14 protein-coding genes, 2 pseudogenes and 1 other annotated feature are annotated in these 15,134 nt (G+C 40.2%); of the genes and pseudogenes, 9 read left to right on the plus strand and 7 right to left on the minus strand.

Annotation, left to right across the window (positions count from 1 at the left end; translation table 11 throughout):
* Positions 1-19 precede the first annotated feature (19 nt).
* The gene (ilvA, locus tag HPY31_RS22480) at positions 20-1,267 is read right to left on the minus strand and encodes a threonine ammonia-lyase IlvA (protein ID WP_172142527.1); all 1,248 of its coding nucleotides are present in this window, start codon (positions 1,265-1,267) and stop codon (positions 20-22) included.
* A 98-nt stretch (positions 1,268-1,365) separates the two neighbouring features.
* Positions 1,366-1,625, minus strand: a binding site (T-box leader).
* 125 nt (positions 1,626-1,750) lie between these two features.
* Between ilvA and HPY31_RS22485 the strand changes: the two genes are divergently transcribed.
* Positions 1,751-3,097, plus strand: a complete 1,347-nt coding sequence (locus HPY31_RS22485; RefSeq protein ID WP_216675765.1) for an eCIS core domain-containing protein — start codon at positions 1,751-1,753, stop codon at positions 3,095-3,097.
* Between the two features lie 95 nt (positions 3,098-3,192).
* Here the strand turns inward: HPY31_RS22485 and HPY31_RS22490 are convergent, their stop codons facing one another.
* Positions 3,193-3,534 (minus strand): hypothetical protein, encoded by a 342-nt coding sequence (locus HPY31_RS22490; protein WP_007721585.1) that lies wholly within the window; start codon positions 3,532-3,534, stop codon positions 3,193-3,195.
* Between the two features lie 172 nt (positions 3,535-3,706).
* Here HPY31_RS22490 and rlmD point away from each other — a divergent pair, with 172 nt between their 5' ends.
* The 6 genes and pseudogenes from rlmD (at position 3,707) to HPY31_RS22520 (ending at position 10,603) form a co-directional block, all read left to right on the plus strand.
* Complete coding sequence (gene rlmD / locus HPY31_RS22495) at positions 3,707-5,089, plus strand: 23S rRNA (uracil(1939)-C(5))-methyltransferase RlmD (RefSeq protein WP_172142528.1); 1,383 nt, start codon at positions 3,707-3,709, stop codon at positions 5,087-5,089.
* A gap of 250 nt (positions 5,090-5,339) precedes the next feature.
* The gene (locus tag HPY31_RS22500) at positions 5,340-6,551 is read left to right on the plus strand and encodes a hypothetical protein (protein ID WP_172142529.1); all 1,212 of its coding nucleotides are present in this window, start codon (positions 5,340-5,342) and stop codon (positions 6,549-6,551) included.
* 396 nt (positions 6,552-6,947) lie between these two features.
* Positions 6,948-7,958 (plus strand): annotated as a pseudogene (locus HPY31_RS22505) (IS256 family transposase); the annotation flags it as partial.
* A 221-nt stretch (positions 7,959-8,179) separates the two neighbouring features.
* The gene (locus HPY31_RS22510) at positions 8,180-9,076 is read left to right on the plus strand and encodes a glycerol kinase (RefSeq protein ID WP_172142530.1); all 897 of its coding nucleotides are present in this window, start codon (positions 8,180-8,182) and stop codon (positions 9,074-9,076) included.
* Positions 9,077-9,167: 91 nt separating this feature from the next.
* Positions 9,168-9,920, plus strand: a complete 753-nt coding sequence (locus tag HPY31_RS22515) for an NERD domain-containing protein (protein WP_172142531.1) — start codon at positions 9,168-9,170, stop codon at positions 9,918-9,920.
* 44 nt (positions 9,921-9,964) lie between these two features.
* Positions 9,965-10,603: a restriction endonuclease gene (locus HPY31_RS22520; RefSeq protein ID WP_172142532.1), complete on the plus strand. Its 639-nt coding sequence runs from the start codon at positions 9,965-9,967 to the stop codon at positions 10,601-10,603.
* Between the two features lie 453 nt (positions 10,604-11,056).
* Here the strand turns inward: HPY31_RS22520 and HPY31_RS29320 are convergent, their stop codons facing one another.
* From HPY31_RS29320 to HPY31_RS22535, 4 genes are all read right to left on the minus strand, one after another.
* Positions 11,057-11,164, minus strand: a complete 108-nt coding sequence (locus HPY31_RS29320) for a hypothetical protein (protein ID WP_483297069.1) — start codon at positions 11,162-11,164, stop codon at positions 11,057-11,059.
* Complete coding sequence (locus HPY31_RS22525) at positions 11,161-11,430, minus strand: hypothetical protein (protein ID WP_020477524.1); 270 nt, start codon at positions 11,428-11,430, stop codon at positions 11,161-11,163. Before HPY31_RS22525 ends, HPY31_RS29320 begins: the two co-directional genes overlap by 4 nt.
* Positions 11,431-11,596: 166 nt before the next feature.
* Positions 11,597-12,007, minus strand: a complete 411-nt coding sequence (locus HPY31_RS22530) for a YjdF family protein (protein WP_172142533.1) — start codon at positions 12,005-12,007, stop codon at positions 11,597-11,599.
* Between the two features lie 498 nt (positions 12,008-12,505).
* Positions 12,506-13,036, minus strand: a complete 531-nt coding sequence (locus HPY31_RS22535) for a GNAT family N-acetyltransferase (RefSeq protein WP_172142534.1) — start codon at positions 13,034-13,036, stop codon at positions 12,506-12,508.
* A 337-nt stretch (positions 13,037-13,373) separates the two neighbouring features.
* Between HPY31_RS22535 and HPY31_RS22540 the strand changes: the two are divergent.
* Both HPY31_RS22540 and HPY31_RS22545 read left to right on the plus strand, forming a co-directional pair.
* Positions 13,374-13,748, plus strand: a pseudogene (locus HPY31_RS22540) (hypothetical protein); the annotation flags it as partial.
* A 56-nt stretch (positions 13,749-13,804) separates the two neighbouring features.
* On the plus strand, positions 13,805-14,374 hold the full coding sequence (locus tag HPY31_RS22545; RefSeq protein WP_172142535.1) for an SF0329 family protein: 570 nt from the start codon (positions 13,805-13,807) through the stop codon (positions 14,372-14,374).
* An 81-nt stretch (positions 14,375-14,455) separates the two neighbouring features.
* Here HPY31_RS22545 and HPY31_RS22550 read toward each other — a convergent pair whose 3' ends face one another.
* On the minus strand, positions 14,456-15,037 hold the full coding sequence (locus HPY31_RS22550; protein ID WP_172142536.1) for a type 1 glutamine amidotransferase family protein: 582 nt from the start codon (positions 15,035-15,037) through the stop codon (positions 14,456-14,458).
* Between the last annotated feature and the right edge of the window lie 97 nt (positions 15,038-15,134).

Genomic DNA, 15,134 nt, shown 5'->3' on the forward strand with positions numbered 1-15,134 from the left:
TCTGTTGTATCACAAAAGCCTAAATCAGCAGATTGAACAAATACGGATCATTCGTAATCTCTACATAGCGGATACCATGCTGCTTCATCCGACTGACTAATGGCTGATAGTCATCCTTGCATTTCATTTCAATACCAACCAGTGCCGGGCCATTTTCTTTGTTGTTCTTTTTCGTATACTCAAACCGGGTGATATCATCGTGCGGCCCCAATACTTTTTCCATAAACTCTCGCAAGGCTCCGGCACGCTGTGGGAAGTTGATAACAAAATAGTGCTTCAAGCCCTCATGCAGCAGGGAGCGCTCTTTGATTTCTTGCATGCGGTCAATGTCGTTGTTTCCCCCGCTGATGACACACACTACGTTTTTCCCGGCGATTTGATCCCGGTAGTAATCGAGAGCGGCAATCGACAGGGCACCTGCAGGTTCTACAACGATGGCATTGCTGTTATACAACTCCAAAATGGTTGTGCATACCTTGCCTTCTGGGACCAGCACGATATCATCCAGCAGCTCCTGACAAATACTCATTGTTAGCTGCCCTACTTGCTTGACGGCTGCACCATCGACAAACTTGTCAATTTCATCTAAGGTGACAACATCGTTTTGCTCCAGAGCGGCTTGCATCGAGGCTGCTCCTGCTGGCTCCACACCAATGATCTGGGTGTTCGGGCTGATACCTTTTACGTACGTTCCCACACCCGCTGCCAATCCACCTCCGCCGATACTCATAAAGACGAAATCAGCTGGTTCCTCCATGTCATTCATAATCTCCAGGCCGACTGTTCCTTGTCCAGCTACCACCAATGGATCGTCAAACGGATGAACAAAGGTCCGATCTTCCTGAATGCAATACTTCATCGCCTCTGCAAATGAATCATCGAAGGTGTCCCCGATCAATACAACCTCTACATAGGAGTCGCCAAACAGCTTGACCTGCGATATTTTTTGACGCGGGGTGGTCGCTGGCATAAAGATCGTGCCCTTGATTTGCAAATGGTTACACGAGTAAGCTACACCCTGCGCATGATTGCCCGCACTCGCACAGACGACACCACGCTCCCGCTCCATTGTGGAAAGATTCCGCATAAAATGATAAGCACCGCGGATTTTGAAGGAACGAACGACCTGCAAGTCTTCTCTTTTCAAATACACGTTGCAGCCGTAGCGCTCAGACAACACTTTGTTTTTTTGCAAGGGCGTTTTCTCCACCACGTCTTTTAATGCATGATTGGCTACTACGATGTCTTCCACTCTGACCGTATGCATATATATGTTCCTCCCAAATTCCTTCTCTTTTGTAATAAGGACCAGACCAAATCAAAAAGCCCCCGCCCCAACCAGCTACGCACAAATTACGCACGGCTGGCTGAGGCGAGGGCATCGCGGTACCACTCAGCTTCTCTGTCTTCCTCACGAAAAACAGACTTTGGCAGTTCACTATGAAACTCCCGTCCGATAACGAGGACGAATTCGTTGTCCTATACTCACTGGCTACACAAGCTGATTTTCCAGGACAATGCTCCAAGGTGATTTTCAAAACAGGCTGGCGGCCATTCTTTCAGCACGGGGAACGGCTCTCTGCACGCTGCTTTCTGTTTCTACTCTTCCTTTTCAACGCTCATAGATACGAACTATTCGAATTAGTTAAACATTCTACGCCGAAACCCACTAGTTGTCAATCTTCTTGTTTTTTGGCAGGAATACAATCACAAAATTCAGAATGAATAGATCACAAGCATTCGATCGGAGGTGACTTTTTTGAGAAGCTACAGCCACGTGCATAATCACACTTCTCCCGAGACAACTTCCAAGCAAAAAACCCTTCCTGTACAAAAGCAAGCACACCTTCTCTCTCTAGCTTCCAGCGACGCACTCGCACCTGCACAAGTCATGCAGCTCCAACAAAGCATGGGCAATCAAGCAGTCCTGCAATTGCTTCAGAAAAAAGGAATTCAGCCTAAGAAAAATGAAACAGGCATGCCCGATGCGCTGAAATCTGGCTTGGAAAGACTTTCTGGCATGGATTTGTCTGCTGTAAACGTACACTACCAGTCGGATAAACCGAAGCAGATCGGGGCGTTGGCATATGCGCAAGGCACTGATATTCATTTGGCTCCCGGTCAGGAACACCATCTTCCCCAAGAAGGCTGGCACATTGTCCAACAAATGCAGGGACGTGTGAAACCTACGCTGCACATGCAAGATGTAGGTGTTTCCGTTGCAACTGTTTCACCGCCAGCCAGCAAACCGATACAGGGAAAATGGGCGAAGATACCGGGTATAGCGAACAAGGTCAACCTAAAAACATTAACAGGAGAATTTTCCGCATCCGGCAAACAGCTTTACTTGCTTTCTGAAACCGGACAAAAATACGAGGAAGTTTCAAAAATAGGTGATGAACTGATCGTTAAGCCTTATGCTGAACCGGTTACTACATCCAGAATCCGTCCTTTTTATCAAAATTGGACTCCTGCCCAAACGACCAACCTGTCCATAGACAGTGGATTTGGGCCAGTAGGTGCTATGCATAATCGTAGTGCCCCCTATCTAACATCCAAGCAAGAGGATTTTGGAGGCGCGAAACTTGGGACTACCTACAAGGATTTTATCAGGGGCTTGCGAGACGGGAGAAATACATCAAAATATGATGCTACTCTGGCGGAAGCCCTGCTCACTGAGGATATCAGCCTATTAGATTCCGACCTTCAGAAGCGAGCTGCCGCTATGTTGAGCACAACCGTTAACCTGGCGGAAGAATGGCGAAAACATGGGGCAAGCAAAATCTATCGTTCACTCTTAACGCAAATCATAGCGGGACAAGCCACTTTTGATGACTTCTTACGAGATTTTGAATTCATACAAAGCGCTGATGCGGGGCGTAAACAGGTAGCTCGTTATCAAGATTATTTCGATGAGGAAATCGACTACGATGATCTGACTGCTAGCGATCAAGCGATAATCGATCATATGTCTCCTGTCCGTGAAGATGACTTCAGTTCGGATGATGAACAACGTGAGGAAAAAAAGCTGAAATCGAAGAAACGATTATATGCAAAACGCTATCACCTAGAAGATGAGGATGATAGCTACAACTAGCTTGCGGAAAACCTGCTCCACTCACGACAAAAAAACGGGTTCCCTTTTCGAGCTAATTCACTCAAAACGGTACCCGTTTTTCTCTTCACTACATCCTATACTGCTTCGTAAATCGCTTCGTAACGCTTGCCGATTTCTTCGTCAGTCAAACCTGCTTCACGCAGACGGCCAATCAGTGCGTTCGCCCAAATCTCAGTGCGCTGTGCCATTTTTGCGTATTTTTTCGCTTCCTTCACTTTGCGTTTGGAGCGATCTTCACCGTTTGACTTGAGGTTGTCGAGGATGAACAGCATGTGCATGGTATCTTCCTCGTTTAGCGTTTCCCAGCTATCGTTTAGAAACGCAGTTACCTTTTTGTAGTAGCCATCAAACTCGTCAAAAGAAATCTCAGTATCCATGTTGAGATATTCTTTCATTTTTTCAAATAGATCTTGCATCTAGCGTCACAACTCCCTCATTATTCTCCGCACTATTATAACAAAAACATAGCTGGACAGGAAGTTTCCATTATCTGAGAGGTTTTTCGAGGTACCTTCTCACATACATGCAACCTCTCTCGTAATGCTCTATAATAGGGAAATACCGAATTGCTTGAGGAGAACGGAACAGATGACAACGCATAAAAAAGAACAAGACGCCAGCATCCGTGTCGGCCAGCAAATGACGCTCACGATCAAGAGCTTGGGCATTAATGGCGAAGGGATCGGCTATTTTAAAAGAAAAATCGTTTTCGTAGAGGGTGCCCTCCCTGGCGAGGTCGTCCATGCAGAGGTGACCGAGGCAAGAGAAAAATACGCGACCGCGCGACTTTTACGAGTCGTTGAAAAATCAACATCTCGCACGCAGCCCCCCTGTCCGGTCTATGCCGAATGTGGCGGATGCAGCTTGCAGCACATGGATTATGCCGCACAGCTCGCGAGCAAGCAGGAAATCGTCATCGAGTCACTGCGCAAGTACGCCCGACTGAATCAGCCACCAGTTGCCCCTACGATGGGTATGGATAACCCGTGGTCGTATCGAAATAAAGCACAGTTTCAGGTGGGCAAGGAAAAAGGCAAGCTCATCGCTGGACTGTATCAAACAGGTAGCCACAAGCTCGTCAACTTGGAAGGCTGTCAGGTGCAGCATGAAGCGACAACGAAAATCGTCCAAGCAGCGAAGCAAATTATCGAGGAGCTCGGGATTCCGATCTACGACGAGAAAAAACGGACGGGCGTCATCCGCACCATCGTAGCTCGTGTTGCTTTTGCAACGGGTGAAACGCAATTAACACTCGTAACGGCTACCCCAGAAATTCCACGGGTGAAAGAGCTGCTTTTGGAGCTCCGCACGAGACTGCCTGAGCTGGTAGGAATCGCACAAAACGTAAACAACCAAAAAACGTCACTCGTTTTCGGCGACAAGACCGTATCCTTATGGGGCAAGGCTTCCATCGCTGAAAAGCTGGGTGAGCTGTCCTTCGACTTGTCGGCTCGTGCCTTCTTCCAATTGAATCCCGAGCAGACACAAAAGCTGTACAATCAGGTGAAAACGGCGGCTGGACTAACTGGTAAAGAACTCGTGCTCGATTTGTATTGCGGGACAGGGACGATTGGCTTATGGCTCGCTCCTTATGCCCGCGAGGTTCGCGGGATCGAGCTGATTCCTGAAGCTGTCGAGGATGCCAATCGCAATGCAGAGCGTAACCAAGCGGGGAATGCCAGCTTTCACGTGGGACGTGCCGAGGTCTTGATGCCGAAATGGGCCAAGCAAGGGACTCGACCAGATGTCGTCGTAGTCGACCCGCCGCGAACTGGGCTGGATGATGCGCTGATTCGTTCCTTGTTGGATGTGCAGCCGAAGAAGATTGTGTATGTGTCTTGTAATCCTTCTACGCTGGCGAAGGATGTTGGGAAGCTGATGCAGCGGTATGAGCTTGTGAGTGTACAGCCGGTGGATATGTTCCCGCATACGGCGCATGTGGAGTCGGTCAGTTTGTTGGTGAAAAAATAGAAAACAGAAAGGTGGCTAAACCTCTTGATACTTCTGGGGTTTAACCACCTTTATTAGCATTTCATGTAGATTGTTCTTACTTGAAATAAGGCATTGACCACATTTTGACCACATACAGATGCTTAATGGACTTTTTTTGTTAAGGCTCTGTTATCATTAATTGTTGTTTTTCATTATTAAACTAAAGGGCACGTTAATTTAAAAATCAAGAGCGTAGAGCCTTACCATATTAAATAGGAGGATTTGTGATATGCACTTAAGACTAAAACATGTAGAAAAAGCTTTAGGTGTAATATTTACTATGTTTATCGTTTTTACAATTTTTAGTTTTATTTCCACTGAAACAATGCTATATGTTGGAAATGCCATTGAATATAAGCTGGGCATACATTCCAATATAGACGTTGAAAAAGTAAGGTCTTTTATCTTGGCAATTTCTTCAGGTGTATTAGGAAGTGCTATTGTTGCAATGATATTTTATATAAATGAGTACAATTCAGAAAAAAGGGAGAAAATACTCAAAATTGTTCGTGAAAACAATAAGTTACAGAAAATATATAGAGAAATTCCCTTTCTTGAATATGAAGGAGAATATTATAAACTAGAACGACTTTATTATCTTGAATACTTAGATAACAAAAGAAAAAGAAAATCTAATGAGGCAATAGATAAATTCGTACAAACTGTACCTAGGAAAATGAAACCTAAAATCAGGGAGTACAATAAGAAAATTAGAGAAATAGAATCATTTCAGCATAGAAATAAACTTAAGGAAGTGCTAGAGAATCATCCAGAAATTAGAAAAAGAAGATTTAGTGAAGATGTAATTGAAGTTGAACAAAAACTCAAAGACATACTTGTTAAGTATGACATGTACATTGACAAAATGATGGAATCTATTAAAACATTAAAAGGATATGATTATGAAGAACTGAAGTTATGTGTCGAAGAATATGAAAGTGTATTTAATTTTAGTAAAGCTAAAAAAAGAAAAATATTGAAATTTTTTAATCCAGAGATAAAAGAGATAAAAAGAATATATCCTTATGCGCTAAATGAAAAGGTTTCTTCAGAAATTATTGCGAATAGAATATATACAATACATAAAAGGCTTGTTAAGAAAATTGACGCTCATATGCAAAACATTGAAGATATTAATAAAAGTGGAGAAAGAAGCGAAGCATTAGGATTATTTCTTTTGTTTCAAAATGAAATTTATGGAACAGATATAAAGTATATTCCGAAGGTAAATCCAGAAATAGAAATTCAATATGCTTATAATATATTAAACATGTGTGTTGATAATCTACAATGGATTTTATTTGGGGAGTTGTCTAATAGGTATGAGTATCAGTCACAAGAATATTATGTAAGAAAAGGAGAATCAGTAGAGTATGGTAGTATGACAAAAATAATAGAAATGGAAGGCAAAACGGCATATGGTGATATTTATAGAAAATAATATAAGAAGGAATGATGGTATGCTATAACAACTGATAAGTGCTATATCGATAGCGACTGGCATCAATAACTCAAGCCTTATAATCAGATAAATAAACGTATAGGAGAGGTTAAAACAAACTTCCCCATCATTGCACATAAAAATAAGGGAGAGAGTGTTTTTTACGTGGGTGATGACTGAGGAAATATTAATTAAACTTGCAAAAGGGGTTATGCTACGCTAACGGGGTTCGATAGCTTAAAACCCACAATTATTTTGTGGGTTTTGTTTCGGTTAAAATCTACAACAACGTTTAACAGAGCCTTTGTTAAGGAGCTTACTGAGTCTGTAAAATATTCTGTGTAAACTCTCAACCTCTAAACTACAATTAGTCTTAGAAAGGTTGGGAGATTTTTTATGATGTCAAAAGAGCAAATCAAACAGTGGATCAAAGAGAAGGATATGAAGTCTGTGGACGACGTACAGTCGGCTTTGAAGGATTTGTTTGCTGAAACGATCCAAGAAATGCTCGAAGCAGAAATGGAGTCCTCTCTTGGATATGCAAAGCATGACATGAAAAGCAAGCGGACAACGAATAGCCGTAATGGATACAGTAAAAAAACAGTCCGTTCCGAGTATGGTGAAGTTGACATTCAAGTCCCTCGTGATCGTGAGGGAGAATTTGATCCTGCCATCGTAAAGAAGCACCAATCCTATGTAACAGGGATCGAAGATCAAATCCTCGCGATGTATGCGAAAGGCGTGTCCACACGTGATATCCAAGACCACCTGCAGCAGCTCTACGGCATCGAAGTCTCACCAACACTCATTTCAAATGTCACGAACAAAATTGTTCCCCTGATTAAAGAGTGGCAAAATCGCCCTTTGCAATCGATATATGCCGTTGTTTTCTTAGACGCGATCCACTTTAAAGTAAAACAGGACGGGGCTATCGTCAACATAGCTGCCTATATGGTCATTGGAATTGACCTTGACGGTCATAAAGATGTCCTTGGAATCTGGATTGGCGAAAATGAATCAGCAAAATTCTGGTTACATGTACTCAATGAACTGAAAAACCGTGGAGTTCAGGATGTTCTCATTATGAGCGTTGATAACCTCCGAGGCTTTACAGAGGTCATTTCAGCATGTTATCCAAAGACAGAGATTCAGAAGTGTGTCATTCATCAAATCCGTAACTCCATTAAATATGTTTCCTATAAGGATTTAAAGAAAGTTACGGCTGAGTTAAAGCCTATTTACAAGGCTCCAACGGAGCAAGCTGCACGCGAAGAACTCGATCTGTTTGAGCAAGCTTGGGGGAGTAAATACCCCTTGATGGTACTCTGGCGCGAAATATCAGAAGGGAACTTAGAGTATTTTAAATCATTAATAAACAGCTATATTAGTAACATACATAATGTCTCTATGGAATTATCTCATAAAAGAATTATCGATTCCTTAGCTCCTAGATTACTTAGAGATATTAACTAGATAGTATTTTGAGGAAATCTGACCTAGTCGGGTTTCTTTTTTTGTCCGTTTATGGAGGTTTTGGTAGTTTTTTGATGAAATAAGGTAATTTAAACCATTTTTTATCAAACAACATTTTAAAAACACTAAAATAGACTCATAATCAGGAGGTAAAGATGGGAAATCAGAAATACATCTCTACAACAGCACTCTCTAAGCTTATGAATGTTTCAACAAGTGAACTTTTTACATATCTAACCGATATTGGATGGATGGAAAGAGTTAATAATGCTTGGACACTGACAAATACGGGTAAAGACAAAGGCGGGCAATTTAGATCAGATTCGTTGAGAGGAACTTGGGTCGTTTGGCCTGACACTCTGATTCCAGAGCTTGAGTCTATGAAAGGCGGTAAGACGACTGAAACCAAATATGTAAACGCAACTGTATTGAGTCAAAATCTTAAGGTATCCAAGTTGCGTATTAATCCAATTCTTTCCGAACTAGGCTGGTTAGAGAGGGATAGAAAAGGGTGGATATTGACTAAATTAGGTGAAAGTATCGGTGGAAAACAATTAGAGTATGAAAAAACCGGCATTCCTTATGTAACCTGGCCTGAAAGTATTCTAAGCAATAAAAGCCTAATCGAGACGTTTAAGCAAATCAATGGAGAATTCATTGAGGAGAAGGAAGAATCGATTAATGAAATTGTTACAAGTTTTCGGGATAAATTTCAGGCTAAGCATAGAGCTGCTGATGGACATTTTGTCAGATCAAAAGCTGAGATGCTTATTGATAATTGGCTCTACATGTCGGAAATTGTCCATGCCTACGAGAGAAAACTCCCTATTGAAGAAGATGTATACTGTGATTTTTATCTCCCTGTAGGAAAGGTCTACATTGAGTACTGGGGCCTTGAAAATGATCCTAAGTATACTGAGAGAAAAAAATCGAAATTGGAAATATACCGGAAGTATGGATTTAATTTAATTGAGCTAATGGATACTGACATTCAAAACTTAGATGATGTTTTCCCGAAAAAGTTACTGAAATTTGGAATTCAGTCTTATTAGAACTGGAGCAAAATCCTAAGATGATATTACTTCTTGATTATTTAAATTTGGATCATCATCCAGCCCTACCCCTATTCAGGAGGAACTAAAAGTGATATACATTCTCTTTGCATGTCTCATTATTTTGGCCATTATATTAAAGCTACCAACTGTAAAAGGTTTTATTGGTGAAAAAGCCGCCCAAATGATTCTAAATAAACTAAATCGAGAAGAGTATCATACTCTAAACGATTTACTCGTACCTGACTCCAACGGAAAAACTACACAAATTGACCACGTTGTTGTATCGAAATATGGAATTTTTGTCATTGAAACAAAAAACTATACGGGCTGGATTACAGGCACTGAAAATAGCCAGTATTGGACACAAACAATCTATAAGCGAAAAGAGAAGCTATATAATCCTCTTTGGCAAAATAAAGGTCATGTAAATGCTCTTAAAGCCCTTCTACCCGAATTTGAAAACGCCCGTTATATTCCCATCGTGGCATTTACCGGAAGGGCTACACTTAAAGTTACCGTTTCCTCTGAGGTAATTTATCTAAGTAATCTTAACAAGACTATTAGAAAGCACAAACAACCTGTTCTTACACAATCAGACGTAATCAGCATTATCAAAAAGCTTTCTAATAACAATCTACAGGACAAAGCAACGAGAAAAGAACATGTAAAGACACTGCAAAATGAAAACCATAATCGAAATCAAAAAATACGCAATAACGTGTGTCCTTCTTGCAATGGAAAGTTGGTTGAACGAAGTGGAAAACATGGCAAGTTCACAGGCTGTTCCAACTATCCAAAATGCAAATTCATCCTAAAAGATCGCGTAGCAAGAGCAAGGTGACACCTTAAACAGCTATTGCATCAACCGAAAGGTCTGTAGAAAACATGGAAAAATGGTCAAAGAAAGACGTAAACAATCTTGTATCCTTGATTAATGCAATTCTGATAATTGGTTCGGTTAGTATAGGTTTTTACTTTAATCTGGGGATGTATTACTTTTTCGGCACCCTGTTTGGAAGTGTCCTTATATCGACTATCATCGGAAATTTTCTAGGGGACAAGACAAAAAAATCGAAGCCACCAAAGAAAAAACAAAACAACGGGAAAACTGGAAAACTTAATGAATCCGTTTCGGATGATGCACTTCTAACCTCCGATATTGATACGCTTTCTGGTGCTGATTTTGAACGCTTAATGGAAAGTTATTACCGCGACAAAGGATATCAGGTTGAAAGAGTCGGTGGATCAGGGGACCACGAGGTAGATTTAATTCTCCAAGACAAGAAAGGTTATAAGATAGCTGTTCAGTGTAAACGTTGGAAAAAAAACGTAGGAAACGACATAGTCCTTCGCTTAAAGGCCGGCAAACAGGTTTACGGGTGTTATGATGCCTGGATCGTAACTACTAGCCATTTTACAAAGGCAGCTATACAAATAGCTGAACCACTCAATATCAAGTTAATAAACGGGGCTCAAGTACACGACATGATTACCCGTTGGCGGAAGGAAAAATTGAAAAGATAAAACATAGTCAGTAGGTGTATCCTTTTGAAAAAATTTTTGTTTTCATTCATGTGGGTACTCGCAATGTGTATTGGTTTTTTACTAGCAGTAAGGTATCTCTTTTCTCATGTGTAACGAATATATTTGACCACATTTTTGACCGCACAGTCGAGTAGCATGAGCTGCCTAAAAGTAATATTAAATAACTTCAAAAGGCTCAAAACAGCACCTAAATACAGATTAGACGTTCATAATTATCACTAGTAAAAAGCATCCAGAAACGGCACATGTGGAGTCAGTGACGCTATTGACGTTGAAATAGGTGTTAAAGAAAAGGCTAAATTCCCTTGATGCAATGGGAGCTTAGCCTTTCTCATTTGAAATAGTAGGTTTCTTTTTGTCGCTTTTCGGAGGTTTTAGAAATAATTATTTTTTGAGGAATAAGTTATGTCCTCCTTTTCGTATTCCTAGTGTTTAGGATGCGATTTTTCCGATAGTATGGGCGTAAAATTGATCGGGTTTTGCTTCATTTAGAGATTGATGAGGGCGCTCCTGGTTATAAAATTGGACATAACGAGCTATCTCTCTGAACTCTTAACGAACTTTATCATCAATACACCATCTTGCAGTTCGGCAGAATAACAATTTTCGTTTAAATTTTCAGTTGAATATTGATATTCGAGAATTGCATCTGCCATTTCTTGAGTGAATCTCCCCTTAAAATACGGTATATTTAGCTTAGTTCCAACTTGAAAATCTTCATCACAACAATTAATATCAATGTGTTCTATTATCGTTTTAACTGGATCGCTTAAATCAGCCCATTTTAAATTACATTGATTATTCACCACTTTCTTCCTCCTTAAAATAATCTTTTCATTTCATCAGAAGTTAAGTCAAAGGAGGTGAACCCCCTCCTTTGAGACAGTCTACAGACATAACAAAAAGAAGTGGGGCTATCACCACTAAAAAAGATGATGATAGCCCACGTACTTTAATAAAAAGCTATCCAAATTATTTACCACGATGCTTAGCTTTAGCTTTTTGAAGTCTTAATTCTCTTTTTCGTTCCTTCATTTCGTCTCTTTGCTGACGAGTGTATACTTTTTTCTCTTTTTTTCTCTTCTCATGCTCCAATCTCAAAGCCTCTTGAGCATAAGAAGAGATTCCTTTCATGCTTAGTTCGCGAGCCACTTGTCTGGCTAAACGCTTTGGATTAACCCTTCGGTCACAAGCGGTATGAATATCCACCTCTTGTGATAATTTGTTCGTGACTTCATGAATATTTTTCTGGATGAACTCCAGAATTTCATGATCCTTTGGTTCAGAACCAAAGAAATATCTGCCCGCTTTTAACTTACCGTAATCATTTTCCTCTACAACACCTACCCAAAATTGACCATCAAAGTAGACAGTCAGCTTCATAAATATTCCCCCTCAAAAGTATTACGGGTAACGCTGGACATCCCGAGGGGGGAAGGTTACTGACATGGACAAAATTATGACCATGCGTTCGGACTACCAACCGAACCGTGTTTTTTCGTTCCCGTTGCAAAATTACTGGCTCATATTGTATCATTCATACCCTAAAATTTCCACGGGAACGCCGCCCTAATACACGACTTATCATATCGTCTTCATTCGTTACACCCTTTCCTTTATTTGGACAGGAAGTGTAATATCGCAAAGGCTATGTATGCAGCAACTATTATAAACATGAAATACATGCTTGCAGTCAGCACAGCGTAAAGGAAAAGGAACTCATGAGGTCGTTTTAACACACGTTCAGAATAATGAAATGCCCTTAACTCGAAAGTGGCGCAAGGGTAAGCCCTCAGCGCTCACTTTTGCGTTGTTCCAATCCGATTCACAATGCATTAGGGTAATCAAAAAAATAGTTTCTTCACCTATGCTTCCTTTAAGTTAGTATGGAAAGGTATCCTCTATTATTGTTTTGGTATTGTTCTCCCAGTCTTCTCTTATCATTGCATACCCAACAGAATCAAATAATTGTCCGCCTTGTCTCCAGGATCTACGGTTATAAGATTCTTTTACAAATCCGCTATTAAAGAACGTTTTTCTCATCGCAAAATTATCATATCTGGTATGACCTTCGATTCTAATAATATGGGTGTACTTATTGAATACATAAGTACTTAACCAATGAAGGACATCCTTTGCTATTCCTTTGCCTCTAAACTTTTCTTTCAATCGCAAATCGAATAAACATATGGGATCTTCTAAATCAAAAACTCTTATTAAGCCAATTTTTGTATGATTATCCGTGATCCAAAATGTTTGGTTCCCGTTTTCGTTATAATGTCCGTTGGCTACATTTTCTCTTATAGACTCCTCAGTAGGATTCTCCTGTCCATGAAAACTCCATGTTTCTGATGTTAAAAATTCTACTAATTCATCAACCATGTTATTTTCAAACTCTACATATATGTACATCGTTCTCCCCCCTTGAATGGCTACCTTCAATTAACTGAATAACTTTCCAACAATTCATATAACTCCATTATCCCACCATATCATATATCTGTTATCCCTACACGACGCATGTGGAAAGTGTGGCTCTTTTTGTGTACATAAATAATTGAGATTTATTGTAGCAAAGGGCCTCCCCTGCTTTTTATCAGGCTATAATCATATTATGGATGAAACCACCTTGATCAGGTATTTAGACCAATAGCACGACGATGTAAGCTTTATGAGTATGGGAGGACATTATGATAAAAATAGATAGAGATGGTGAAGCTTACTGGAGTTTAACCGTAGATTTAGATGTTTGTGGATGATAACGCACTTATGTGATATAGAATACCCAGATTATATTGTAAAAGAAGAAATAAAAAAATTCGAAGATGACAATGAACAAGTGAACCATGATCCATATAGTCCAAGTCCGATTTATAAAGACATCCAAGCATATAATCCTTATACAAATAAAGATCATTTATCAAGCTATGATATGATAGCGAAGTATTTACCGGTTCTTCATTTCAAAAAGCTTGTCGATACAATCAGAGCTGATAGCATAGACACATATGAAGACAACATAAACTTTCAAGTGAGCAGCGAGGTTTGTGGTGGTATGCTACTTTGTGCTACTTACGGAACAATCTATGCCAATAATGAGCTAGAAGTTACGCATAATTGTTAATAAAAGAGTAACTGCCGTAAATACTGGCAGAAGGCCTTGAGAACATAGGAGGATACATGTCCTGGAGCAAATTGAAGAAACAACTGGAGAGCTTTCTCTGTCCTGCGTTAGATGGAAGGGTCGAATACCGTGCAACCGGTTACCGTTATTTACCTGATAAATCCGGAATTTGTTATATTTCCGTAGATAAAAAGAACGTACTTACTATGAGTGATATGACTAGCTCAATCAGATGGTATCAGACGGAGCAGGAAATTAAGAATGATTCAGAAATCCAAATTCCTATCAACGATGAAGAAATGGAAGCAGTCAGAAAAGATACCAAGGGAACCGTTCCGGAGGATCGCCTAAAAGTAATTGCAAGAAATAGAAAAATATCAGAATATGCTAAGGAGCTTTTGTCAGCACAGTCATCATTAAGTAAATCAAATTTTATCGTTGTGGCTAATCAATTTTTATCTACTTCGATAGAGGAAAGCATAGAGAGCAATGATATCCTATTGAATATTCTAGCCTTGGTGGACAGAAGGGTTGGAAAAAAGAGGATTTTAAATATGTCCGAGAAGATGAAGTTAAAGCATCCAATTGTGCAGTATTTCTATGAATTACGGCTTAGTACATTATGAACCGAAGACCATGAGTATCTGAATAAAAAAGGAAAGCACCCAAGCGTGAATGCTCTCGTGCTTTCCTATCAAATTAAACGGTTAGGAGGGAAAGTAGCCCTTTTTAAATAATTCGTACCACTGATTCAATTCATCGCCTTCTAATACGCCCAACCTCTCCAAGATATGTCTTGAAAACTCCAATGCACCGCTTCCATTCGCAGTGATGAGATTCTCGTCCCAGATTGACTGACCCTCTACATAATGTTGATCTCCTCTGTAGTTCGGAGCCCCTTCCTTCAAATAAGGTAACGTATTGCCTGTATGTTTATGATTGTCCAAAAATCCGTGATTCCCCAAAAAAGTCGTAGCATCACAGATGGCAGCGACAGGCACATCCTTTTTCACACAATAATCAACTACTACTTTTGCGTGCTGATTCTTTTCTTCTCTCCATCCTGTTCCGCCAGGGATGATTAACATGGCGATATCCACATTCGGATTGAATTCGTTTACGCTATAATCTGGAAGGACCGTTAACCCACCCATCGAAACTTTAGGTTCCTGATCAATAGCGATTGTCTTTACACGATATCCTGTTCCTGGCTTGTTCAGCTCTGAACTGACGTAACTTGCCTCCCAATCAGCAAAACCATCCGTAATAAAAATCAACACTTCCTTCAAAGTGATTCCCTCCTTGTAATGTTTTATACAAATAAATGGTAACACAACTTCACTGACAGTTATGGTCAGGAAAGAAAACGGAATCACATGAACAACT

Source organism: Brevibacillus sp. HB1.3 (assembly GCF_013186635.1).
Taxonomy (GTDB): Bacteria; Bacillota; Bacilli; order Brevibacillales; family Brevibacillaceae; genus Brevibacillus; species Brevibacillus brevis_D.

What these genes read in the sequence shown, in the direction of transcription:
- HPY31_RS22500 (WP_172142529.1), top strand. Translation starts at nt 5,340, where the DNA reads ATGCACTTAAGACTAAAACATGTAGAAAAAGCTTTAGGTGTAATATTT.
- HPY31_RS22520 (WP_172142532.1), top strand. Translation starts at nt 9,965, where the DNA reads ATGGAAAAATGGTCAAAGAAAGACGTAAACAATCTTGTATCCTTGATT.
- HPY31_RS22545 (WP_172142535.1), top strand. Translation starts at nt 13,805, where the DNA reads ATGTCCTGGAGCAAATTGAAGAAACAACTGGAGAGCTTTCTCTGTCCT.
- HPY31_RS22490 (WP_007721585.1), bottom strand. Translation starts at nt 3,534, where the DNA reads ATGCAAGATCTATTTGAAAAAATGAAAGAATATCTCAACATGGATACT.
- HPY31_RS22530 (WP_172142533.1), bottom strand. Translation starts at nt 12,007, where the DNA reads ATGAAGCTGACTGTCTACTTTGATGGTCAATTTTGGGTAGGTGTTGTA.
- HPY31_RS22535 (WP_172142534.1), bottom strand. Translation starts at nt 13,036, where the DNA reads ATGTACATATATGTAGAGTTTGAAAATAACATGGTTGATGAATTAGTA.
- ilvA (WP_172142527.1), bottom strand. Translation starts at nt 1,267, where the DNA reads ATGCATACGGTCAGAGTGGAAGACATCGTAGTAGCCAATCATGCATTA.
- HPY31_RS22510 (WP_172142530.1), top strand. Translation starts at nt 8,180, where the DNA reads ATGGGAAATCAGAAATACATCTCTACAACAGCACTCTCTAAGCTTATG.
- rlmD (WP_172142528.1), top strand. Translation starts at nt 3,707, where the DNA reads ATGACAACGCATAAAAAAGAACAAGACGCCAGCATCCGTGTCGGCCAG.